The sequence below is a fragment of the Microbacterium sp. NPDC056569 genome (assembly GCF_042793475.1).
In the GTDB taxonomy this organism is placed as follows: domain Bacteria; phylum Actinomycetota; class Actinomycetes; order Actinomycetales; family Microbacteriaceae; genus Microbacterium.
This window is the reverse complement of record NZ_JBHTUV010000002.1, coordinates 220,209-243,264: the sequence shown is the minus strand read 5'-3', so window position 1 is coordinate 243,264 and position 23,056 is coordinate 220,209. Positions and strand designations below refer to the sequence as shown.

Here is a 23,056-nt window from a genome sequence, read left to right as displayed (position 1 = left end):
CCTGCCGCTCGCCCGCTTCAGTTGACCTCGTCGGGGTGCGCGCTGACGCGACCCGTGCCGTCGCCGGGCTCCATTGCGTCGATGGCGGCGATCTCGTCGGCGGTGAGCTCGAAGTCGAACACGTCGAGGTTCTCTTCGAGGCGTTCGCGGCGCACCGACTTCGGGAAGACGATGAAGCCCTTCTGCAGGTGCCACCGCAGCACCGCCTGCGCCGGCGTCTTGCCGTGGGCCTCGGCCGCAGCAGCGACCGGCGCGGCGCCGAAGAGGTCGTACTTCCCCTGTCCGAGGGGACCCCACGACTCGATCTTCACGTCACGGGCGGCCGCCCAGTCGGTGATGTCGCGCTGCTGGTGAGCCGGGTGCAGCTCGATCTGGTTCACGGCGGGCACCACCCCGGTGGCCGACACGATCTTCTCGAGGTGCGGCACGAGGTGGTTCGAGACGCCGATGCTGCGGGTGAGACCGGCGTCGCGCAGTTCGATGAGCTTCTCCCAGGCGTGCAGGTAGTTGTCGTGGGCGGGCGTCGGCCAGTGCACGAGGTACAGGTCGACCTGCTCGAGACCCAGCTTCGCGAGGCTCTCGGCGATCGCGGCGTTCGGCTCGTCGCCGTCGTGGCGGTCGTTCCAGAGCTTGGTGGTGATGAACAGCTCGTCGCGCGGGATGCCGCTCGATGCGATCGCCGCGCCCACGCCCTCTTCGTTGCCGTAGATCGCGGCGGTGTCGATGTGGCGGTAGCCGACCTCGAGCGCCTCGGCGACGGCGCGCTCGGTGTCGGTCGGCGGGACCTTGAAGACGCCGTAGCCGAGCTGCGGGATGGTGTTGCCGTCGTTGAGGGTCACGCTGGGGACTGTCATGGTTCCCAGCCTATGCATCCGACGAAGTGCCGGGTCCGGCTTTCCCTCGCGGATCGGTCGGAGGCGGTGAATACGTCACAGGGATCGGAGGCGCCGGCGGGGCGATGTCGTCCGGCGTTCCGTGGACGTCGAAGGTCCGCTGACGCCCCCTCCGGCCGCGCCGGGGCGGCTTTCCCGGGCCGCGGAACGGGACCGGCGCATACACCGGCATGACGGCGAGAGGGTCGTGCTTCTGCCGAGCGTCCGGGTCCCACCCGATCGCCCGGTCCAGCTTCGACCGGAGTTCGGCGACCGAATCCTCGAGCGCCTCGAATCCGGTGCGATCGAGCCGGTACCACCGCCATTTCTCCTCCGCCCGCACGTCGACGTATCCGGCGTTGCGGAGCAGTCGCAGGTGCTTGGAGACCGCTGTTCGGCTGATGCGGAACTCCGCGCCTACCGCGTCGGCCAGCTGACCGGATGTGTGCTCCCCGCTCGCGAGGATCTCGATGACGCGGCGGCGCACGGGTTCGGCCAGAGCTTCGAACGGGTCCATGGCTGGACGCTAGAGGCGGGGGCGGCCGGCGGTCGTTGCGATGCGCGCTATCTGTGCAGAGGAGGCGCGCGCCCGATGTCTGGGAGGAAGCTCGGGTGCGCCTGGGCGACTGCTCGCCCGGGCCGGCCGCGTGACTTCCTCAATGCCGGGGCAGCCGTGGTTGCCACGGGCAGACACCTTCTTTGTCGACCGATGAACTTCCCACTCACACGACCCAAGGCACCACCGCCCCCTCCCGATGAACTTCCCACTCACACGACCCAAGGCGCCACCGGCCACTCCCGATGAACTTCCCGCTCACACGACCCAGGGCACCACCGCCCACTCCCGATGAACTTGCGACTCACACGACCCGTCCGCTGCGGTCGCGCCTGTCTTCGAGCTCTGCGGTCTCGTGGTGATCCGTAGCTGGTCCCGCGCGGCCTACGTGTGCCGCCGCTGTGCTGATCTCGTGTGAGCCGGAAGTTCATCGTTGTTTTCGAGAGGTGGCGGAGGCCGGAGGTCGGGCACGGCAGATGCGTGGAAGACGCGGCCGGTCGCACTGCGGCCGCAGACCGGGCGCGGCCGCACTCAGCGGTAGCGCTTGCCTTCGTCGCGACGGTACAGCGCGAGCGAGGCCGCGAGCATCGCGACGGTCCACACGAGGATGCCGACCCACACCCACCACTCGACCGGACCGCCCTCGACGGCCCAGATCACGAACTCCCGCGCCTGCCGCGACGGGGTGAACTTCGACAGCTCGTTCAGCCAGTCCGCGAACAGGATCGGCGGAAGGAACAGCCCGCCGATGAACGCCAGTGCGAACATCACGATCTGGATCACGGCGATCGCCGCCTTGAACGGCAGCGCGTAGCCGATCGCCGTCCCCATCAGCATGAACGGCACGGCCGCCACGGCCAGCGCCAGGATGCCGGCGAGTATGCGCGCCGGCGTCGCGTGGGCCGCCGTGAAGACCCCGCCGACGAGGACCACGGGGAGTATCGCGACCAGCCCCAGCGTTCCGGTCGACAGGATCTGCGCGAGCACCCGCGCGATGCCGGGCGCCGGAAGCGTGCGCAGGTACGGATCCCACGGCTTCTCGCGGTTCTCCGAGATGGTGAGTCCGAACGAGAAGAGCGCGTTCGTCATCACCGCGAACACGCACAGCGAGATGACGGCCTGGGTCGCGTAGAGCGGGTTCTCCGCCACCGACCGCTGCGGGACGACGAAGAACAGCAGCGCGAGCGCGGGGAAGACCACCGTCCCGATGACGGCGATCGGGACCCGGAAGGTCTCGATGAGCCCGTACTTGGCGTGGAGCGCGGTCAGTCGCAGCGTCGACGGCGCTGGTGACGCGGCCTCGGGTGCGATGGTCATGACAGGTCCCTTCCGAACGGTGCGGGGGTCGCGCCGGCGACCGCGCCGGCTGCCACGGATGCCTCGGTGAGAGCGAGGAACGCCTCCTCGAGCGTGGCGCCGCGCACGGTGAGTCCGCGGAAGTCGGCACCGGTGCGGACGAGCGCGCGGACGAACGAGTCGGCATCCGTCACCGTCAGCACTTCGATGTCGTCGTCCTGTTCGTGCCGCACCACGCCGGGCAGGCGCGCGATCGACGTGGCGTCGTCCGAGGCGAGCTCGACGCGGCTCACACCGACCCGCGCGACCACGCTGGCGACCGTGTCGTCAGCGAGGACGCGGCCCTCGGCCAGCACGACCACGCGCTGCGCCAGCGCTTCGATCTCCTCGAGATAGTGGCTCGTCACCACGACCGTCGCACCCGCCTCGTGCTGGCGGCGGATCGCGGCCCACAGGGTCCGGCGCGCGTCGACGTCGAGCCCGGTCGTCGGCTCGTCCAGCAGCACCAGCCGGGGGCGCCCGACGAATGCGAGCGCCACCGCCACGCGCCGCTTCTGCCCGCCCGACAGCGAACCGCACTGCCGTCTCAGCAGCTCCGTCAGTCCGAACTCCGCCGCCAGTTCGGAGGTGGGGACGCGGTCGGCGAAGTGACCGCCGACGTAGTCGAGCACCTCGCCCACGCGCAGCGTGTCGGGCAGCGCCGTCTCCTGCGGTGTCGTACCGAGCCGACGGCGGGTGCGCGGATCGGCGGGATCGCCGCCGAACAGGCTCGCCCTGCCCGCGGTGGGACGCCGCAGACCCTGCAGCAGCGACAGGAGGGAGGTCTTGCCCGCCCCGTTCGGCCCGAGGAGTCCGACGATGACGCCGGGATCGAAGACGAGGCTGACGTCGTCGACGGCGACGAGATCGCCGTAGCGACGCGTCACGTGGGCGAACTCTGCGATGCTCATGACAACTCTCCCAGCAGGGAACGCAGGGCCTCGGTGTAGTCCTCGAACGCGCGGCGGCCCTGCCTGGTCAGCGCGAGATAGGTGACGGGTGTGCGCCCGCGGTGCGTCTTCTCGACCGTCACGTAGCCCGCGTCCTCGAGCCTTCGCACGTGCGTTGAGAGATTGCCGGCGGTCATGTCGAGCAGTTCCTGCAGTCGGGGGAAGGCGATGCTCTCCCCCGGGTCGAGCGTCGCGAGGGTCGCGGTGATCCGCAGGCGGGCGGCCGCGTGGATCACGGGATCCAGCTCCGTCATCTCCGCACCCACAGCCACACGACGACGGCGGCGACGAGGAAGACCCCGCCCCCGGCGACCGAGAAGACGAGGTAGTGCGTGGGATAGCCGAAGAACGGCGCGATCAGCGCGACGACGATGATCCAGCCGCCGAGCCACAGCAGCGGCTTCGCGTGCCAGATGCCGCCGCCCACGAAGTACAGCAGCCCCACGAGGAGCGTCGACGCGGTCGGGTAGTAGATGTTCGCGAGGTCCGGCGGCATCCCGTTGCGGATGAGCGCGGTGCCCAGGACGAACATCGCGACGAAGGCGATCGTCCAGCTCCAGCCGTAGACCGCGCCGGTGAAGGCGGCCTCGGCGGAGGGGCGGATGCCGCGGCCGCTGCGGATGCCGAGGATCGCGGTGGACACGAGGGCGCCGACCATCAGCACGATGAAGACGGCGACCGCGACCGGCAGGGGCACGGAGACCGCCGGCTGCGCGCCATCGATGAGCCAGAGCAGCCCGAAGCCCACGAACCACGCGATCCCCCAGGCCAGGAGGATGAGCGGCACCTCGGCGGCGAGCTGCTTGCTGACGCGGTCCTGCTGACTGCGGACGAGGTCCAGCATCGCAGCGGCGTCGCGCTGCTCTTCACCTTCCGACTCGGGGACGCTCGGCAGGTCGGGCGGGTCGGGGATGCTCATGCGACTCCGTTCGCGAGGAGGAAGGGGACGACGAGTGCCGGCAGCGTGGTCAGCAGGTTCACGAGTCCGTGCGCGATGATCAGCGGCAGCAGCCGGCCCTGGCGCCAGGCGACGATGCCGGAGCCGATCCCCCACACGAAGAAGGCGCACGCGTAGACGACGACCGCATCGGGCGTCGGCGCGTACCAGACGTGCTGCAGGCCGAAGAACGCCGCCGAAACGACGATGGCGCCGATGACCGGCATCCGTGTCGCCAGATCTCGCTGCGCCGTCCCCCGATAGAGGAGCTCCTCGGTCGGCGCATTCAGCGGCGCGAACGTGATGACGGCCACGATCGCGAGCACGGCGGCGACACCCGGCGACAGGGGCGGGATCGTCGCGGGGTCGAAGAACACGGTCTCGAACGCGGTGAACATGTCTGCGCTGTGCAGCGCCCACATGACCAGCATGATCGTCAGCGCGAAGGGCACGTAGAGCACGGCCAGCCACAGCAGACCCCACAGGATGTCGCGGCCGAGGCGTCCGCGCCGGTAGCCGATCAGGGCGGCGACGGTCGTGCCCATCGAGTGGGTGCGCCGCACCACGAGCACGAGGCACAGCACATTGACCGGCAGCATCGCGACCACGGCGACAAGCGGCGACGGCGGGAAGGCGGACGGACCGACGGCGGCGACGAGCAGCAGCCACGCGAGCGTGCATGCCGCCGCGACGAGCAGCACGCGCAGCGCCGGCAGTCCGATCCCCCAGGCGAGCGCGCCGTGGTCGCGGCGTCGCCCGGGTCGGGACGGCGGTGCGACGGGGTGGGTGTGGATGGACATGGCAACTTTGTATCGCAAAGTTGTTTGCTCGTCAAGACTCTTTGTGATACATCGCACGTCGCCTGCGACGCCGGGACACGAGCGGCACGGGATACGATCGAAGGCTATGTCCGCGCCCGAACCCGTCATCTCGTATCCGCCGGAGCTCCCCGTCAGCGCCGCGCGCGACGAGATCGCGCGTGCCATCCGCGAGCACCAGGTCGTGATCGTCGCGGGCGCCACCGGCTCGGGCAAGACCACACAGCTGCCGAAGATCGCCCTCGAGCTGGGACGCACGCGCATCGCGCACACCCAGCCGCGACGTATCGCGGCGCGGACGATCGCCGAGCGCATCGCCGAGGAGCTGCAGGTTCCGCTCGGCTCGACGGTCGGCTACAAGGTGCGCTTCACCGACAAGGTGTCGGAGGACACGCGCATCGCGCTGCTCACCGACGGCATCCTGCTCAACGAGATCCACCGCGATCGACTCCTGCGCCGGTACGACATGGTCATCGTCGACGAGGCCCACGAGCGCTCGCTCAACGTCGACTTCCTCCTCGGGTACCTGCGCCGGATCCTGCCCAAGCGTCCCGACCTCAAGGTCGTCATCACGAGCGCGACGATCGACCCCGGGAGCTTCGCGAAGCACTTCGCCGAGCCCGACGGCACGCCGGCGCCGATCATCGAGGTGTCGGGCCGCACGTATCCGGTCGAGATCCGCTACCGGCCGCCGGCTCGCCCCGCGAAGGGCGAGGACGAGTCCGACGACGTCGACGGCATCACGTCCGCCCTGCGCGAGCTCGACCGTGAGCCCGCCGGCGACGTGCTCGTGTTCCTGCCGGGCGAGGCCGAGATCCGCGACGCCGCAGATGCGGTGCGGGGCATGTACGCGAAGGATGCCGCGCCCACCGAGGTGCTCCCCCTCTACGGGCGCCTCTCCGCGGCCGAGCAGCACCGGGTGTTCGAGCGGTCGCAGGTCGCCGGCATCCGTCGTCGTGTCATCCTCGCGACGAACGTGGCCGAGACGAGTCTCACGGTCCCGGGGATCCGCTACGTCGTCGACACCGGCACGGCGCGCATCTCGCGCTACAGCAACCGCAGCAAGGTGCAGCGGCTCCCCATCGAGGCCGTCTCGCAGGCGTCCGCCCAGCAGCGCTCGGGCCGGGCCGGCCGCACGAGCGACGGCATCGCGATCCGGCTCTACGCCGAGGAGGACTTCGACACACGGCCGGAGTTCACCGAGCCGGAGATCCTCCGCACGAGCCTGGCCTCGGTCATCCTGCAGATGCTCTCGCTGGGGTTCGGCGACATCTCGTCGTTCCCGTTCCTCACCCCGCCGGACTCGCGCGGCGTCAAGGCGGCGCTCGACCTGCTCGTGGAGCTCGGGGCGGTCCGCGCCGGACGCGATCACCCGACGCTCACCGACCTCGGCCGCGAGATCTCGCGTCTGCCGATCGATCCGCGCTTCGCCCGCATGCTCGTCGAGGCCCGCCGCACCGGCGTGATGCGGGATGTCCTCGCGATCGTCGCCGGGATGTCGATCCAGGACGTGCGCGAACGCCCTGAGGACCGGCGCGAGGAGGCCGATCGCCTGCACGCGCGGTTCACCGACCCGTCGAGCGACTTCCTGAGCCTGCTCAACCTCTGGAACCACCTGCAGGAGAAGCAGGCGGAGCTCGGCTCGAGCGCGTTCCGGCGCCTCTGCCGCGCCGAGCACCTCAACTACGTGCGCGTGCGGGAGTGGGCCGACGTGCACCGCCAGCTGAGCGCGCTCGTCAACGCTCCCCGCAAGGCGCCGGCGGAGACAGCCGATCCCGACGAGCTCCACAAGGCGATCCTGTCGGGCCTGCTCTCGCACCTCGGGATCCTCGACGACCGCACCGCCTCCACCGCCGCGCGCGGCCGCACCGGCACCGACCGCGCCGACCAGCGGCGCGGCGCCGAGTACCTCGGCTCGCGCGGCACGCGCTTCGCGATCTTCCCGGGCTCCGGCCTCAAGAAGAAGCGGCCGAGCGCCGTCATGGCCGCCGAGGTGGTCGAGACCAGCCGCCTGTTCGCCCGGACGGTCGCGGCGATCGACCCGGCGTGGGCGGAGCCGCTCGCGGGCGACCTCGCGAAGCGCTCGCTGAGCGAGCCGCACTGGTCGAAGGCGTCGGGCGCGGCATCCGCCTACGAGAAGGTCACGCTGTTCGGCCTGGAGATCGTGCCGAAGCGCCGGGTGCAGCTCGCCCGCTTCGACCGGCCGTTCGCGCGCGAGCTGTTCGTGCGCCACGCGCTGGTCGAGGGCGAGTGGGACTCGTCCCACCTCGACAAGAAGCTGACGGCGTTCGAGCGGCGCAACCTGGAGCTCCGGCGCCGCCTCGAGAAGATCGAGGAGCGCGAGCGCCGCCGCGACATCCTGGTCGGCGACGAGGCGGTGTTCCGCTTCTACGACGCGCGCATCCCCCGCGACGTGTTCGACGCGCGCTCCTTCGAGGCCTGGTGGAAGGATGCCTCGGCCCGCACGCCGCGCCTGCTCGACATGACTGAGGCCGACCTCGTCGACGAGGCGTCGCGCGGCGACGAGCGCGACTTCCCGGCGCGGTGGACCCAGGGCGATCAGGTGCTCTCGCTCGCGTACCGGTTCGAGCCGGGCGCGGCCGACGACGGCGTCACGGCCGTCGTGCCGCTGGCCCTCCTCGCGCAGCTGCGTCCGGACGGCTTCGACTGGCAGGTGCCCGGGATGCGGGACGAGCTCATCACCGCGCTGCTGCGCTCGCTCCCCAAGGCCATCCGCCGACACGTCGTGCCCGCCGCGGACTGGGCGGCGACCTTCGCCGCCGACCTCGCGGGTCAGGGTCCCGAGGCCCACGACGGCCTGCCGCCGACACCCCTGCGCGAGGCTCTGGCGACGCGCATCCAGCGGGTGGCGAGCCAGCCGGTGACCGCCGCCGAGTTCGAGATGGAGAGGGTGCCCGGACACCTGCAGGTGTCGTTCCGCGCCGTCGACGAGCGCGGGCGCGCCGTCGGATCCGACCGCGACCTCGCGGCGCTGCAGTCGCGGCTCGCCGACCGGGCCCGGGCCTCGGTGTCGCGCTCGCTGACCGCACCGGCGTCCACGACCGGACGCGGTGACCGCAGTGCGGCGCGCCCCGGTCCCCGGCCGGCGGACACGCCGGGCGCCGCACGGCCCGAGTCGACCTTCGCGGAGCGCACCGGCCTGACCGACTGGACGTTCGGCGACCTGCCCGACGTCGTCGACACGAAGGTCGCGGGCGGCGTCGTGCGCGGCTACCCCGCGATCGTCGACGAGGGCGCATCGGTCGCGCTCCGCATCGAGACCACCCCTGAAGCGGCGGCCCGCGCGACGAAGGCCGGCGTGCGGCGTCTCGTGCTGCTGTCGGTCGCGTCGCCGTCGGCGTACGTGCTCGAGCACCTGACATCGACGGAGAAGCTCGCGCTCGCGGCATCCCCGTATCCGTCCGCGAAAGCACTCATCGAGGACTGCCGGGTAGCGGTGGCGGATGGCGTCATCGCACGCACCGCCGTCGACGCCGTCGTGCGCACCCGGGCCGGCTTCGAGGCGGTGCGCGACGCGTTCTCGGGTGCGGTGGTCGACGAGCTCTTCCAGACGGTGTCGCTGACGGCCCGCATCCTCACGGGCGCGCGCGACGTGGAGCGGTCGATGCGCGACGCGAACTCGCTGACCCTCCTCGGCGCTCTGAACGACGTGAAGGGGCAGCTCGCCGGCCTGGTGTTCCCCGGGTTCGTGTCACGCACCGGCACGGCGCGCCTCGCGCACCTCCCCCGGTACCTGCGAGGAGCCCTCGACCGCGTGCTGGCGCTCGCCGACAACCCCGGACGCGATCGCCAGCGGATGACGGAGTTCGAGCGCGCGGCCACCGTGTTCGCGGAGGCGGGCGGTGCGATCCCCACCGCGGATGACGCTCCGAGTCCGCTCGTGCACGCCCGGTGGCTGCTCGAGGAGTACCGTGTGAGCCTGTTCGCGCAGTCCCTCGGCACGGCCGAGCCGGTGTCGCTGCAGCGGATCCAGAAATCCCTGAGGGATTAGCCCCCTCGACGACAGGAGTCGCCCCGTCATGACCACTGCGATCGCGTACACCGAGTTCGGGGGCCCTGAGGTCCTGCACGAGATCGCCGTTCCCGAACCGGTGGCCGCCGCCGGGCAGCTCGTGATCCGCGTGACCGCGGCGGGCGTGAACCCGATCGACGGAAAGCTCCGCTCGGGACTGCGGGCCTCGGCCGAGATCACCGAGCCGCGCCGCGTCGGCGCGGACGGCGCCGGTGTCGTGACCGGCGTCGGCGAAGGCGTCGACGGTTTCCGCGTCGGCGACCCTGTCGTCTTCGCGGGCGCGTTCGGCGCCTACGCGACGGACATCGCGGTGCCCGCCTCCCACGTGTTCCCGCGGCCGCCGCAGGTGAGCGCGGCCCACGGCGCCGCTCTCGGCATCCCCGTCGGCACGGCGTACCAGACGCTCCGCTCGCTCGCCGTCGGCGCCGACGACACCGTGCTCGTGCACGCCGGTTCCGGCGCCGTCGGCCAGGCGATCATCCAGTTCGCCGTGCTGTGGGGAGCCACCGTCGTCGCGACCTCATCCGAGGGGCGATTCGACAGGGTCCGTGAGCTCGGTGCGATCCCGGTCGCGTACGGCGAGGGGCTCGCGGACCGGGTGCGCGAGGCGGCGCCGCAGGGCGTGACCGTCGCGATCGACGCCGCAGGCACCGACGAGGCCCTCGACGCCTCGCTCGAGCTGGTCGCCGACCGTCAGCGGATCGCGACGCTGGTGCGGGGGCGGGATGCTGCGGGCCGCGGCATCCGCGCGTTCTCGGGCGGTTCGCCCGAACCGCTCAGCGCTCAGCAGCAGGTCTGGCGCACCGAGGCGGTTCCCGTCGCGCTCGCACTGATCGCCGCGGGACGCTTCTCTGTCGAGCTCGGACCGTCGTTCGCCCTCGCCGACGCGGCCGAGGCGCACCGCGCCATCGAGTCGGGCGTGGCCGGCAAGATCACGCTCGTCCCCTGAGCGTGCGGGTCACACGGTGCCGGTGATCTCGGCGGGCGCCGCGCCGGTCGCGATCGGGCGGCCCGGCGTGTTCGACCACTGACTCCACGAGCCCGGGTAGATGGCCAGTTCCAGTCCCGCGAGCTCGGCCGCGAACACCGCCTGCGCGGCGGTGACCCCCGATCCGCAGTACGCCGCCGCGGTCACGCCGTCGCCGGCGCCCACGGTGGCGAACAGCGCGCGCAGGGTCGCAGCATCCCGGAATCGCTCTCCGTCCATGTAGGCGCCCGTCGGAAGGTTCACCGCTCCGGGGATGTGCCCCGCCACCGGGTCGATCGGCTCGACCTCGCCGCGGTAGCGCTCGGCCGCCCGCACGTCGACGAGCACGCCCGATGCGGCGAGCGCGGCGGCCTCATCGATCGACAGCACCGGCTCGTTGATCGCAGTGAGCGACACGTCGCCCGGCTCCGGCGCGACCGGCCCCGCCTCCAGCGGCAGTCCGGCGGCGATCCAGGCGCTGAGTCCGCCGTCGAGGAGGCGGACGTCGGCGATGCCGGAGCGGGTCAGCAGCCACCACGCACGCGACGCGCCGAGCGCGCGATCGTCGTCGTAGACGACGACGGTGTCGCCGTCCTCGATGCCCCAGCGGCGCGCAGCCGCCTGCAGCGCCTCGAGCGGCGGGAGCGGATGCCGCCCGTCGCCGGGGCGGCCGTGCTGCGAGAGCTCCGTCTCCATGTCGACGTAGACCGCGCCGGGCACATGGCCCTCGAGATGCTCGGCGCTGCCCTCGGGGCGGTCGAGGCGATAGCGCACGTCGAGCACGCGGGCGCCACCGGATCGAAGGAGGTCGTCGAGTTCTGCGGGGGTGATCAGCTGCGCCACCCGACCATTCTCGCCCCCAAACCCACTACCGCTCCGCCAGCGGGCCGGGGCCGCCGACGCAACAGTTCGACACACGAAACACCGCCGCAGGCACCGCGGCTCGACAATGGTCTGCATGCCTGAAGAGACTCGTCCTGCCGCCCCTCGCTCGTTCGCGACGGCGCAGGTGCAGGCCGGGTTCGACTCCGGCGTCGCGGAGAACACCGCCATCCCGTCGATCCACCAGTCCAACGGGTTCGAGTTCCGCTCGCTGGCCGAGGCGCGCGACCTCTTCGCGCTCCGCAAGGACGGCAACATCTACAGCCGTGCAGCGAATCCCACCGTGCTGGTGTTCGAGCGCCGCGTCGCCGAACTCGAGGGCGGGATCGCCGCGGCGGGCGTCGCATCGGGCCAGGCGGCCGTCGCCGTCGCGCTGCTGGCGCTGGCCAAGCAGGGCGAGCACATCGTCGCCGCCCGCCAGCTCTACGGCGGCACGATCGACCTGCTGCAGGACACCTTCGCCGACTGGGGCATCGAGGTCACCTTCGTGGACCAGGACGACCTCGGCGCCTGGCGCGCCGCCGTGCGCCCGACCACGCGCGCACTGTTCGCCGAATCGATCTCGAACCCGATCGCCCAGGTGCTCGACCTCGGCGCCGTTGCCGCCGTCGCCAAGGACGCCGGCGTGCCGCTCGTGATCGACAACACCGTCGCGACGCCGTACCTGCAGCGCGCGAAGGACTTCGGCGCCGACATCGTGGTGCACTCCGCGACGAAGTTCCTCGGCGGTCACGGCACGTCGCTCGGCGGCGTCGTCGTCGACCTCGGCACGTTCGACTTCACGGCGGAGCCCGGCCGTTGGCCCCAGCTGACCGAGACCTACCCTCGGGTGCCCGACGGCAGCCTGGTCGAGCGCTTCGGCGAGACCGGGTCGCCGTACATCGCGCTCGTCAAGACGAAGTACGTGCACGACCTCGGCCCGTCGCTGTCGGCCTTCAACGCCTTCCAGCTGCTGCAGGGCCTCGAGACGCTCGACCTGCGGATGGAGCGCCACACCGCGAGCGCGCTGACCGTCGCGCGGTTCCTCGAGTCCCACCCCGCGGTGGCGCGGGTGCACCACCCCGGCCTGGACTCCAGCCCGTGGCACGCGCAGGCCCAGACGTACCTCCCCGACGGGGTGAGCTCGGTGTTCGCATTCGACCTGCCGGCGACGGGCGATGCCGAGGCCGACTTCCGGCTCGTCGAGGCGTTCATCTCCCGCCTGCAGGTGATCCGCCTGGTCGCGAACATCGGCGACGCGCGCAGCCTCGTCGCGCACCCGGCGTCGATGACCCACAGCCACATGTCGCCGACGCAGCTCGCCGAGGCGCACATCGGCCCGACCACGGTGCGCCTGTCGATCGGCCTCGAGGACGCGCGCGACCTCGTCGACGACCTGGCGCGTGCGCTCGACGCCGTCGCCGTGCCGGCTCCGCAGCCGGAGCTCGCGGAGAGCATCGCCCGCTAGTCGCACGGGCGACGGCGCCATCTCGCCGCTAGCCTCGTGTTCATGACCTCGCCCTCGTCCCCCCGCTGGGGGATCCTCGGTCCGGGCGGCATCGCCCGCGCCTTCGCCAGCGACCTGCGCACCGCCGGTCTCGACATCGCCGCCGTGGGATCCCGTCGGCACGGCACCGCGCAGGCCTTCGCCTCCGACTTCGGCATCCCCCACGCCCACGGCTCGTACGAGGAGCTGGTCGCCGACCCCACCGTCGACATCGTCTACATCGCGACGCCGCACCCGATGCACGCCGCGAACGCGCTGCTCGCCCTCGACGCCGGCAAGCACGTGCTGGTCGAGAAGGCGTTCACCCTGAACGCCGCGGAGGCCGCCGCGGTGCGCGACGCCGCAGCGGAGCGCGGGCTCCTCGCCATGGAGGCGATGTGGACGCGCTACCTCCCGCACATGGTCCGCATCCGCGAGCTGGTGGAGTCGGGCGCGCTCGGCGAGGTCCGCGCCGTCACCGCCGATCACACGCAGCGCCTGCCCTCCGACCCCGAGCACCGCATCAACGCGCTCGAGCTCGGCGGCGGCGCCCTCCTCGACCTCGGCATCTACCCGGTGTCGTTCGCGTGGGACATCCTGGGCGAGCCGCTCTCGATCGCGGCGGCCGCGCGCATCGGCGACGCCGGATCCGACACCGAGATCGCGACGATCATGACGCACGCCTCGGGCGCGCTGTCGACCTCGCTGTCGGCCTCCCGCGGAGCCGGGCCGAACACCGCGACGATCATCGGCACCGAGGCCCGCATCGACATCGACAGCGTCTGGTATTCGGCGACGTCGTTCCGCCTCGTCGGCCCGGACGGTGCGGTGCGCGAGGAGTTCCGCTCCGAGATCGAGGGGCGCGGCATGCAGTATCAGGCGCTCGCGGCCGTACGGTACCTCGCCGAGAGCCGCACCGACTCCGACGTCCTGCCGATCGACGAGAGCGTCGCGATCATGGCCACGCTCGACGAGATCCGCGACCTCGTCGGCGTCCGCTACCCCGGTGAGGAGTGACATGCCCGACCTGCTGAGCCCGCGCGTGGCGGTGTACCTGGACTTCGACAACATCGTGATGTCGTGGTACGACCGCGTCCACGGCAAGAACTCGTACTCGCGCGACCGCCAGAAGATCGCGACGGATGCGGCGAACCCCGAGATCGCCGAGCGCCTCGCGGCCGCGACGGTCGATGTCGGCGCGATCATCGACTACGCGACGTCGTTCGGCACCCTCGTGCTCACCCGGGCGTACGCGGACTGGTCGGCGCCGGTCAACGCCGAGTACCGGTCGCAGCTGGTGGCGCGCGCCGTCGACCTCGTGCAGCTCTTCCCCGCCGCGGCCTATGCGAAGAACGGCGCCGACATCCGCCTCGCCGTCGACGCGGTGGAAGACATGTTCCGCCTGCCCGACCTGACGCACGTGGTGATCGTCGCCGGCGACTCCGACTACGTGCCGCTCGCCCAGCGCTGCCGTCGCCTCGGGCGTTTCGTGGTCGGTGTCGGCGTCGCGGGGTCGACCGCCAAGTCCCTCGCCGCGGCGTGCGACCAGTTCGACTCGTACGACGCGCTCCCGGGCGTCGCGGCTCCGCCGGCGGGGAAGAAGGATGCTGCGCCCCCGCGCTCACCGGCGGGCCGGCGCGCGAAGAAGACCGCTGTCGATCCGACCGAGTCGCTGCTCGAGCGCGCGCTGCGCCTCGAGAGCGACAAGGAGGGGGTGGAGTGGCAGCACGCGTCGGCCGTGAAGAGCCTCATCAAGCGCCTCGACCCGTCGTTCAGCGAGAAAGCGCTCGGCCACAAGAGCTTCTCCGAGTTCGTGAAGGCCCACCCGGGCGTCGCCGAAGTCGACGAGTCAGGCAACATCGTGCTCATCCGCCTCGCCGCCGACCGGCGCTGAGGAACCGCGAGAGGGTGGATTCCCGCACGCGCGCCGTGTGGAGATCTACCCTCTCGCGGCTCCAGACGGGGCGACGCGGGCGAGGAACTCGAGCAGACCGGCGTTGAAGGCCTTCGGCTGCTCGATGTTCGCGGCGTGCCCGTCGCGGCCGATCACGGCCGACTCGCCACGGGGCGCGAGGGCGGCGGAGGCCGCCGCGTGGGAGCTCGGCCAGAACTCGCTCTCGGCGCCGGCCACGAACAGCACGGGCACCTCGGCCGCCGCGATCACCGGTCGCCAGTCCGCCTTCGCATGGTCGTTCAGCAGGGCGAGCTCGCCCGGCGTGAACTCGCGCTCGGCGCCCTTCATCGCGCGGAGCAGGCGGACGAGCCGCGCTCCCCGACGCAGGAGCGGCGTGCCCTGCCCGGTGTCGGGGATCCCCGCGGCGAAATACGTGTCGAGATTCTGCGCGGTGTAGCCGTAGAACCCGTGCGGCCAGTCCGCGGTGTTGAGCATCTTCGGCGTCTGGTCGACGCTCACCACCGCCGCCACCCGGTCCGCGCCCTCCTGCGACAGGTACGACCAGATCGTGCTCGCGCCCATCGAACCGCCGACGAGCACGGCATCACGCAGGTCGAGGTGGTCGAGCACGGCGCGCACGTCGCCTCCGCGGCGGGCCATGTCGACACCGGATGCCGGTCGCTCGGCGCCACCGTGCCCCCGCAGGTCGACCCCCAGCACTCGATACCCCGCGCGCTCCAGGGCGGGCACCTGGTACAGCCAGCTGGACGCGGCCGCCTTGAACCCGGCGAGCAGCACCACCGGGCGACCCGACGGATCTCCGGACTCCGCGTACTCCAGCCGGACACCGTCGTCGGCGTGGATCGAGGGCATCTCACTCTCCGTTCGGGAAGGCCTTGCCGGGGTTGAGGATCGCGGCGGGTTCGAGGGCATCCTTGATGGCCCGATGCAGGCGCAGCACCGTGGGGCTGAGCTCCTCCGCGGCGCCCGGGAGCTTCAGCAGGCCGACGCCGTGCTCACCGGTCACCGTTCCGCCGAGCGCGCGGCAGTCGTCGACGATGCGGTCGAACGCGGCCTTCGCGCGCGCTTTCGCGTCGTCGTCGCCCTCCGGCGCGATGATCAGCGGATGGAGATTGCCGTCGCCCGCGTGGGCGATGTTCGCGATCACGACGCCGGCTGCATCGGCCGCCGCCTCGATGCGCGACAGCATCTCGGGTACGGCGGCACGCGGCACGCAGACGTCCTCGGTCAGCACAGGACCGAGCCGTTCGAGCGCCGGGTAGGCGAGGCGCCGAGCGGTGAACAGCCGGTCGACCTCGGCGGGCTCGGCCGCGCGCTCGACGCGGCTGCCGCCCGCCGAGCGGAAGATCCCGGCGATCGCCGCGGCCAGCTCCTCTCCCCGCGCGCCGGGCTCGTCGACCTTGGCGAGCAGCAGGGCGTACGCCTCTTCCGGCAGGTCCCAGCCCTGCCATTCGGCGACCGCGTGCAGGCAGGTGCGGTCGATCAGCTCCAGCGCCGAGGGCACGATCCCCGCCTCGGTGACGGCGGCGACCGCGCGGCCGGCATCCGTCAGCGTGCGGAAGTAGCCGACGACAGCGCGCTCCTCGCGGCCGCCGAGCGGCCGGAGCTTCAGCGTCACGTCGACGATGATGCCGAGCGTGCCCTCCGAGCCGACGAAGAGCCCGGCGAGGTCGTAGCCGGTGACGCCCTTGGCCGTCGTGCGGCCGAGCTTCGCCGCGCTGCCGTCGGCGAGCACGACGGTCATGCCGAGGACGTAGTCGCGCGTCACGCCGTATTTGACGCAGCAGATGCCGCCGGCGTTGGTGGCGACGTTGCCGCCGATCGTCGAGATCGCCTGGCTCGCGGGTCCGGCGGATACCAGAGCCCGGCCGGCGCGACATGCTTCCGCAGGTCGTCGTTGAGCACGCCCGCCTCGACCACCGCGTACCGTTCGGCGACGTTCACCTCGACGATCCTCGTCATGCGCTCGAGCGAGAGGACGAGGCATCCGCTCGTCGCGTTCGCCCCTCCGGACAGCCCGGTGCCGGCGCCGCGCGCGACGATCGGCACGCCGTGGGCCGCCGCGACGCGGACGGTCGCGACGACGTCGTCGAGCGACGACGCGAACACGACGGCGGCGGGCAGCCCGAAGTCCGCCCATTCGGCGTCGTCGTGGCTCAATCGCTCGCGCGTGGCGGCATCCGTGACGACGGCGTGTGGCGGCAGGGCGGCGCGGAGGGCCTCGACGACGATGTGCATGGCGTACCGATGCTAGTGCGTGCCGCGCGCGGCCGGTCCGCGGTGCTGCCTGAACCCACAGCCGACCTGGGAAATCAGCGGTGGGATACAGTGTGACCTGTGGCACGCCGTAACGCCCCGCCGGGCTCGCAGACCTCGCTGCGCGAGGCGAATCGCGCGCGCGTCATCGAGTCCCTCAAGCGCCACGGCCGGCTCACCCAGATCGAACTCGCCGGCAGCACGGGGCTGTCGCCCGCGACGGTGTCGAACATCGTCAAGGAGCTGACCGCCTCGGGCCTGCTCCACACCTCTTTCACGACCAGCAGCGGACGCCGTGCGACGCTCGTGTCGCTCGCCCGCCGCCTCGGCCTCGTGGCCGGCGTCCACTACAGCTCGCGGCACCTGCACATCGCGATCGCCGACACCGCGCGCACGATCGTGACGCAGTCGTCGCTGCCGCTCCCCCTCGACCACCGCCACGACTCCGAGCTCGATCGTCTCGCGCTGCTCCTCGGCGACATGATGGAGTCGCTCGGCGGATCCATCGCCGACCTCCTCGGCGTCGGGCTCGCGCTCCCGGCGCCGATCGACCCCCGCACCGGCATGGTGTCGACCCCCGGGCTGCTGCGCGGCTGGGAGAACGTCGACGTCGCCGAGAGCCTCGCGATCCGCATCGGGCGCCCGGTGCACGTCGACAGCGAGGCGAACCTCGGCGGACTCGCCGAAGCGCGCGAGGGCAACGGCCGCTCGGCCGCGTCGTCGGTGTTCATCCGCGTCGGGCACACCATCAGCGCGGGGCTCGTCGTGAACGGCGACCTGTTCCGCGGCGTCAACGGCAAGGCGGGCCAGATCGGCCACGTCACGCTCGACGAGAACGGCCCCATCTGCCGCTGCAGCAACCGCGGATGCCTCGAGACCTACGCCGGCGGACCCGCCCTGCTGTCCCTCTTCCCGCCGAGCGAGGGCATGCACCGCCTCGGCGACCTGCTGCACGCGGCCGAGGCCGGCGACGGCGCAGCCCGACGGGTGATCGCCGACGCCGGACGCCACATCGGCATCGCCGCCGCAAGCCTGTGCAACCTCTTCGACCCCGAGCTCATCGTCGTCGGGGGCGAGCTCGGCCAGGCCGGCGAGATCCTCATGGCTCCGATGCGGCATTCCCTCGAGCGCACCGCGCTCGCGTCGGCCGACGGCCTGCCCGAGATCGTGGGCGCCTCGTTCGGCGAGTGGGCCGAGACGCGCGGCGCCATCGCGATCGCCCTCGACCATGTCACGGTCGACGCCCAGCTTCCGACGGCTCCTTCGCTGCCCATCACCGCATAGGCTCGTCCGATGCCCCGTACGCGCCCCGATCGGCCGCGACGGCGCCCGAGTCGGCGTCGCGCGGTGGCGGCGGCATCGGTTCTCCTCGCCGCCGGTGCGCTGCTGTCGGCCTGCTCCGGCACAGCCGGCCCGGGCGGCACCCCGTCCGACGACACGATCGCCCTGCTGCTGCCCGATGCGAAGACCGCGCGCTACGAGACGTTCGACCGGCCGATGTTCGAGGCGCGGGTCGACGAGCTCGGCGACTACCGGGTGCTCTACGCCAACGCCGATCAGGACGCCGCCAAGCAGCAGCAGCAGGCCGAGTCGGCGCTCGCCGCCGGCGCCGGCGTGCTCGTGCTCGACCCCGTGGACGCGAACGCCGCCGTCAGCATCGTGACCTCGGCGAACGCGAAGGGCGTGCCGGTCATCTCGTACGACCGGCTCATCGCCGGCGGCGACCTGGCGTACTACATCTCCTTCGACAACGAGAAGGTCGGCATGCTGCAGGCCACGGCGTTCGTAGAGGGTGTGCAGGCGGCGGACGAGGGCAGCGGCATCCTGCTGGTGAACGGCTCCCCCACCGACAGCAACGCCGCCCTGTTCAAGCGGGGCGCCCACAGCATCATCGACGACAGCGGCCTGCGCGTGCTCGCCGAATACGACACCCCCGGCTGGAACCCGGAGAAGGCGCAGGAATGGGTGTCGGGCCAGATCGCGCAGCACGGCGACGCGATCGCGGGCGTCTACGCCGCCAACGACGCGACGGCGGGCGGCGCGATCGCGGCGCTGCGCGTGGCGAACGTGGATCCGCTCCCGATCGTGACGGGACAGGATGCCGAGCTCTCGGCGATCCAGCGGATCCTCACCGGTGACCAGTACATGACCGTCTACAAGGCGATCAAGCCGCAAGCAGAGCTCGCGGCGGAGGTCGCGGTCACGCTCCTGCGCGGCGAGGAGGTCACCGCTCCCCTCGAGATCGAGGGGACGCCGGCTACGCTCCTCGATCCGGTGGCCGTGACGATCGACGACATCATGGACACCGTCGTCGCCGACGGGTTCTGGACTGTCGAAGACATCTGCACCCCCGCGTACGCGGATGCGTGCGACGCGGCGGGCATCAGGTAGGGTCCTGACTCTGACAGGGGTCGGCGGGGATCGATGAAGACGAGGCGAGGATGTCGATGACGCACCCGCGGGCGGGACGCCCGCGCGAACGCGTGCTGACGATGCGCGGCATCGGCAAGCGCTTCGGCGCCGTCAAGGCGCTGACAGACGTCGACTTCTGGGTCAACGAGGGCGAGGTCGTCGCCCTCGTCGGCGACAACGGCGCCGGCAAGTCGACCCTCGTCAAGGTGCTCGCCGGCGTGCATCCGCCCGACAGCGGATCCATCGAGTTCGACGGCGAGCCGGTGGGGATCGACTCCCCCGCCGACGCGCAGGAGCTCGGGATCGAGACGATCTTCCAGGACCTCGCCCTGTGCGACAACCTCGACGTGGTGGCGAACCTCTGGCTCGGGCGGGAGCTCCGCGACGGCGCAACGCTCGACGAGGTCGACATGGAGCAGCGCACATGGACCCTGCTGCGCGAGCTGTCGGCGAAGATCCCGTCGGTGCGCGTTCCGGTCGCCTCGCTCTCGGGCGGACAGCGCCAGACCGTGGCGATCGCCCGCTCCCTCATCGGCGAGCCGCGGGTCGTGATCCTCGACGAGCCGACCGCGGCGCTGGGCGTGGCGCAGACCGCCGAGGTGCTCAACCTCATCGAGCGCCTGCGCGAGCGCGGTCACGGCGTCATCCTCATCAGCCACAACATGGCCGACGTGATGGCAGTCGCCGACCGCGTCGTCGTGCTGCGACTGGGCCGCAACAACGGCATCTACAACGTCGCCGACGTGACCAGCGAGACGCTCATCGCCGCCATCACCGGTGCGGTCGACCACTCGCCTGCGCGACGCGCACCGGAGCGGGCGGATGCTGCGCCCCCGCCGTCGCCGGTCGGCCCACCGCTCGACGAGCCGCCGCTCGACGAACACACCGCAGGCGGAACGGTCATCCGCATGCCCCGCGCCGGCTCTCGCCGCACGCCCCGTCCCCGCGGGGACGGGACCCGATGAGCCTCCCCGGGGACGAGCGGCTCGCCGACACCGCCGCGGAGGAGCGGCTCCTGAGCGGCAGCGGCATCCGTCACGCGCTCGAGGCGTTCGTGACGCGCGTGCGCGGGGGCGATCTGGGGGCACTCCCCGTCGTGCTGGGCATCGCGGTCATCTGGACGGTGTTCCAGCTGCTGAACCCTGTGTTCCTGTCGAGTGAGAACCTCGTCAACCTCACGATGCAGTGTGCGGCCATCGGCACCATCGCGCTCGGCGTCGTGCTTGTGCTCCTGGTGGGCGAGATCGACCTCTCCGTCGGCTCGGTGTCGGGCCTCGCGGCGGCCGTGCTGGCCGTGACCTTCGTGCAGCTGCAGTGGAACGTCGTGCTGTCGCTGATCGCGGCCATCACGATCGGCTGCCTCGTCGGACTGCTCTACGGCTTCCTCTACACGAGGTTCGGGCTGCCGAGCTTCGTCATCACACTCGCGGGTCTGCTCGGCTTCCTCGGGCTGCAGCTGTGGGTGCTCGGTGAGACCGGGTCGATCGCGATCCCGTTCGACTCGTGGCTCGTGCAGTTCGCGCAGCAGATGTTCCTCCCCGCGTGGGCTTCCTACGTGGTGGCGGTGCTCGCCGTGGGCGCGTTCGCGTGGTCGCTCGTCCGACGGGCGCGACGGCGCGCGGCGGCGAACCTGGTGAGTCAGGGCTACGCCGAGATCGCGGTCCGGAGCTCGGTGCTGCTCGTATTCCTGCTCGTCGCGACGTGGTACCTGAATCTGTACCGGGGCGTCGGCGTGATGTTCCTGTTCTTCCTCGCCCTCGTGGTCGCGATGAACTTCGCCCTCACGCGCACCCGGTGGGGCCGCTCGGTCTACGCGGTCGGCGGGTCCGTCGAGGCGGCCCGGCGCGCGGGCATCCGGGTGGATCGCATCTACCTCTCCGTCTTCGCGATGTGCTCCACGCTCGCCGCGGTGGGCGGCATCCTCGCTGCCGCCCGGCTGGCATCCGCGAACCAGAGCTCGGGAACCGGGGACGTGAATCTCAACGCGATCGCCGCCGCCGTGATCGGCGGGACGAGCCTGTTCGGCGGGCGCGGATCGGCCTTCTCGGCCCTGATCGGCATCGTGGTCATCCAGTCGATCTCGTCGGGTCTGACGCTTCTCGCCCTCGACTCGTATGTGCAGTTCATGGTCACCGGCGTCGTGCTCGTGCTCGCGGTGATCGTCGACTCGCTGTCGCGCCGCACGCGCGCGGCGACCGGTCGCGCCTGACGCCGCCGATCCCCGCCTGGCTTCACTTGGCGAACACTCACAGCGAGCGCCCAGGCTGACAGTATGCGAGGCCTTGGCGAATTGCCCGTTCTTGCCCTGCCGGACCGGCACTCTGCACGGTAAGCGCTGTCTCGAACCGCGAAGCGACAGCATCCGTCGCCAGCAGTCCCCGGCGTTGCCAAAGCGTTACGTTCAAGACTTGACGATAAGAATCTGTGTCGTCGATGATCGCTTCAGCGCGATGAACGCCAGGGACGATCCTGGGACTCGCTCGCTTCAACGACGAAAGGCGAATGATGAAGAAGTCTTCGATCCTTGCCGCGGTCGCCCTCTCGGGCGCCGCCGCGGTGATGCTGGCCGGCTGTGCCGGCGGCGGGGGCGACAACGGTGGCTCCACCGAAGGCGGCGGCGACGCAGCCAGCCGCGCCTGCGTGATCCTGCCCGACGCGGCCTCGTCGCCGCGCTGGGAGAACCTGGACCGCCCGTTCCTGCAGGAGGGTCTGGAGGCCGCCGGCTTCGAGGCCGACATCCAGAACGCTCAGAACGACAAAGAGAAGTACGCGACGATCGCCGACCAGCAGCTCACCCAGGGCTGCGGTGTGATGCTGCTCGTCGATCTGCAGGGTGCTGCGGTCGCAGTCGGCGAGAAGGCCAAGGCTGAGGGGATCCCGGTCATCGCGTACGACCGTCCGTTCGACGGCGCCGACTACTACGTCTCGTTCGACAACGAGGAGGTCGGTCGCCTGCAGGGGCAGACCGTGCTCGACGGGCTCGAGGCAGCGGGCGTCGCGCCCGCTGACGCGACGGTCGTCTACATCGGCGGCGACCCGGCAGACGGCAACGCCAAGATGTTCCATGACGGCGCCGATGAGGTGTTGTCGGAGGCGGGAGTCACCCCGGCGGCCGAGCCCGACGGCGCGTGGGACCAGGACATCTCGCAGACCAACTTCGAGAACGCTCTGACCAGCCTCAGCGGCCAGGTCGACGGTGTGTGGGCGGCCAACGACACCAACGCGGCCGGCGTCATCACGGTCCTGCAGGACAACAGTCTGACGGGCGTGGCCGTCTCCGGCCAGGACGCCAACGTGGCGGGTCTGCAGAACATCCTCGGCGGTTGGCAGACCGCGACGGTGTGGAAGCCGGTGAAGGACGAGGCGGACGCCGCGGTCGAGCTCGCCGTCGCCCTCCTCAACGGTGAGACCCCGTCGGCCGACGCGGAGCTGGAGGACGGAACCCCGTACATCCAGGTCACGCCGCAGCTGGTCGGACCCGACAAGGTCAAGGACGTCGTCGCCGCCGGCGGCTACGCGACGTTCGACGAGCTGTGCACCGGCACCATCCCGAGCATCACGGACCCGTCGACCGAGGTGAACCTCGCCGACCTGTGCGCGGAATACGGCGTCACGGAGTAAACCATCTGATGAGGGGCGCCACGTTCACGTGACGTGG

At 71.4% G+C, this 23,056-nt stretch carries 20 protein-coding genes and 1 pseudogene; 10 read left to right on the top strand and 11 right to left on the bottom strand.

The genetic code is table 11. The annotated features are described in order from the left end of the window. Positions 1-17: 17 nt before the first annotated feature. From ACFQ7C_RS03500 to ACFQ7C_RS03470, 7 genes are all read right to left on the bottom strand, one after another. The gene (locus ACFQ7C_RS03500; protein WP_378897962.1) at positions 18-854 is read right to left on the bottom strand and encodes an aldo/keto reductase; all 837 of its coding nucleotides are present in this window, start codon (positions 852-854) and stop codon (positions 18-20) included. A gap of 10 nt (positions 855-864) precedes the next feature. Continuing rightward, complete coding sequence (locus ACFQ7C_RS03495) at positions 865-1,389, bottom strand: ArsR/SmtB family transcription factor (protein WP_378897959.1); 525 nt, start codon at positions 1,387-1,389, stop codon at positions 865-867. Positions 1,390-1,959: 570 nt separating this feature from the next. Then, on the bottom strand, positions 1,960-2,745 hold the full coding sequence (locus tag ACFQ7C_RS03490; RefSeq protein ID WP_378897957.1) for an ABC transporter permease: 786 nt from the start codon (positions 2,743-2,745) through the stop codon (positions 1,960-1,962). Further along, entirely contained in the window at positions 2,742-3,674 is a 933-nt protein-coding gene (locus ACFQ7C_RS03485) for an ABC transporter ATP-binding protein (RefSeq protein ID WP_378897954.1), read from the bottom strand. Before ACFQ7C_RS03485 ends, ACFQ7C_RS03490 begins: the two co-directional genes overlap by 4 nt. Further along, positions 3,671-3,967 carry a transcriptional regulator gene (locus ACFQ7C_RS03480; protein WP_378897951.1) on the bottom strand — a complete coding sequence of 99 codons (297 nt, stop codon included), beginning with the start codon at positions 3,965-3,967 and terminating at the stop codon, positions 3,671-3,673. The genes ACFQ7C_RS03485 and ACFQ7C_RS03480 overlap by 4 nt, the downstream gene beginning before the upstream one ends. Continuing rightward, positions 3,964-4,632 carry a hypothetical protein gene (locus ACFQ7C_RS03475; RefSeq protein ID WP_378897949.1) on the bottom strand — a complete coding sequence of 223 codons (669 nt, stop codon included), beginning with the start codon at positions 4,630-4,632 and terminating at the stop codon, positions 3,964-3,966. The genes ACFQ7C_RS03480 and ACFQ7C_RS03475 overlap by 4 nt, the downstream gene beginning before the upstream one ends. Further along, positions 4,629-5,450, bottom strand: a complete 822-nt coding sequence (locus ACFQ7C_RS03470) for a CPBP family intramembrane glutamic endopeptidase (RefSeq protein WP_378897947.1) — start codon at positions 5,448-5,450, stop codon at positions 4,629-4,631. Before ACFQ7C_RS03470 ends, ACFQ7C_RS03475 begins: the two co-directional genes overlap by 4 nt. A gap of 106 nt (positions 5,451-5,556) precedes the next feature. On the opposite strand from ACFQ7C_RS03470, the gene hrpA reads away from it, so the two are divergent. Continuing rightward, the gene (gene hrpA, locus ACFQ7C_RS03465; RefSeq protein WP_378897944.1) at positions 5,557-9,480 is read left to right on the top strand and encodes an ATP-dependent RNA helicase HrpA; all 3,924 of its coding nucleotides are present in this window, start codon (positions 5,557-5,559) and stop codon (positions 9,478-9,480) included. A 28-nt stretch (positions 9,481-9,508) separates the two neighbouring features. Then, entirely contained in the window at positions 9,509-10,450 is a 942-nt protein-coding gene (locus ACFQ7C_RS03460; protein WP_378897941.1) for a zinc-binding alcohol dehydrogenase family protein, read from the top strand. A 9-nt stretch (positions 10,451-10,459) separates the two neighbouring features. On the opposite strand, the gene ACFQ7C_RS03455 is transcribed toward ACFQ7C_RS03460, so the two are convergent. After that, positions 10,460-11,311, bottom strand: a complete 852-nt coding sequence (locus ACFQ7C_RS03455) for a sulfurtransferase (protein WP_378897939.1) — start codon at positions 11,309-11,311, stop codon at positions 10,460-10,462. Positions 11,312-11,426: 115 nt separating this feature from the next. Here ACFQ7C_RS03455 and ACFQ7C_RS03450 point away from each other — a divergent pair, with 115 nt between their 5' ends. The 3 genes from ACFQ7C_RS03450 to ACFQ7C_RS03440 are packed head-to-tail and all read left to right on the top strand — an operon-like array spanning position 11,427 to position 14,709. After that, complete coding sequence (locus ACFQ7C_RS03450; RefSeq protein WP_378897937.1) at positions 11,427-12,797, top strand: O-acetylhomoserine aminocarboxypropyltransferase/cysteine synthase family protein; 1,371 nt, start codon at positions 11,427-11,429, stop codon at positions 12,795-12,797. A 42-nt stretch (positions 12,798-12,839) separates the two neighbouring features. Beyond that, positions 12,840-13,832: a Gfo/Idh/MocA family protein gene (locus tag ACFQ7C_RS03445; protein WP_378897934.1), complete on the top strand. Its 993-nt coding sequence runs from the start codon at positions 12,840-12,842 to the stop codon at positions 13,830-13,832. A gap of 1 nt (position 13,833) precedes the next feature. Continuing rightward, positions 13,834-14,709, top strand: coding sequence for an NYN domain-containing protein (locus tag ACFQ7C_RS03440; protein WP_378897931.1), 876 nt, complete (start codon positions 13,834-13,836; stop codon positions 14,707-14,709). A 45-nt stretch (positions 14,710-14,754) separates the two neighbouring features. Here ACFQ7C_RS03440 and ACFQ7C_RS03435 read toward each other — a convergent pair whose 3' ends face one another. The 3 genes and pseudogenes from ACFQ7C_RS03435 to ACFQ7C_RS03425 form a co-directional block, all read right to left on the bottom strand. Beyond that, positions 14,755-15,582, bottom strand: coding sequence for an alpha/beta fold hydrolase (locus ACFQ7C_RS03435; RefSeq protein WP_378897928.1), 828 nt, complete (start codon positions 15,580-15,582; stop codon positions 14,755-14,757). 1 nt (position 15,583) lies between these two features. Then, positions 15,584-16,474 (bottom strand): FAD-binding oxidoreductase, encoded by an 891-nt coding sequence (locus tag ACFQ7C_RS03430; protein ID WP_378898274.1) that lies wholly within the window; start codon positions 16,472-16,474, stop codon positions 15,584-15,586. A gap of 21 nt (positions 16,475-16,495) precedes the next feature. Further along, positions 16,496-16,968: pseudogene (locus tag ACFQ7C_RS03425) on the bottom strand (FAD-binding oxidoreductase); the annotation flags it as partial. Positions 16,969-17,067: 99 nt separating this feature from the next. Between ACFQ7C_RS03425 and ACFQ7C_RS03420 the strand changes: the two are divergent. The 5 genes from ACFQ7C_RS03420 to ACFQ7C_RS03400 all read left to right on the top strand — a co-directional run bounded on the left by ACFQ7C_RS03420 (position 17,068) and on the right by ACFQ7C_RS03400 (position 23,019). Next, on the top strand, positions 17,068-18,270 hold the full coding sequence (locus ACFQ7C_RS03420; protein ID WP_378897926.1) for an ROK family transcriptional regulator: 1,203 nt from the start codon (positions 17,068-17,070) through the stop codon (positions 18,268-18,270). 9 nt (positions 18,271-18,279) lie between these two features. After that, the gene (locus ACFQ7C_RS03415; RefSeq protein WP_378897923.1) at positions 18,280-19,377 is read left to right on the top strand and encodes a sugar ABC transporter substrate-binding protein; all 1,098 of its coding nucleotides are present in this window, start codon (positions 18,280-18,282) and stop codon (positions 19,375-19,377) included. Positions 19,378-19,427: 50 nt separating this feature from the next. Then, the gene (locus ACFQ7C_RS03410) at positions 19,428-20,363 is read left to right on the top strand and encodes an ATP-binding cassette domain-containing protein (protein WP_378897921.1); all 936 of its coding nucleotides are present in this window, start codon (positions 19,428-19,430) and stop codon (positions 20,361-20,363) included. Then, positions 20,360-21,607 (top strand): sugar ABC transporter permease, encoded by a 1,248-nt coding sequence (locus tag ACFQ7C_RS03405; RefSeq protein ID WP_378897919.1) that lies wholly within the window; start codon positions 20,360-20,362, stop codon positions 21,605-21,607. The genes ACFQ7C_RS03410 and ACFQ7C_RS03405 overlap by 4 nt, the downstream gene beginning before the upstream one ends. Before the next feature lie 296 nt (positions 21,608-21,903). After that, the gene (locus tag ACFQ7C_RS03400; protein ID WP_378897916.1) at positions 21,904-23,019 is read left to right on the top strand and encodes a sugar ABC transporter substrate-binding protein; all 1,116 of its coding nucleotides are present in this window, start codon (positions 21,904-21,906) and stop codon (positions 23,017-23,019) included. Positions 23,020-23,056 lie beyond the last annotated feature (37 nt).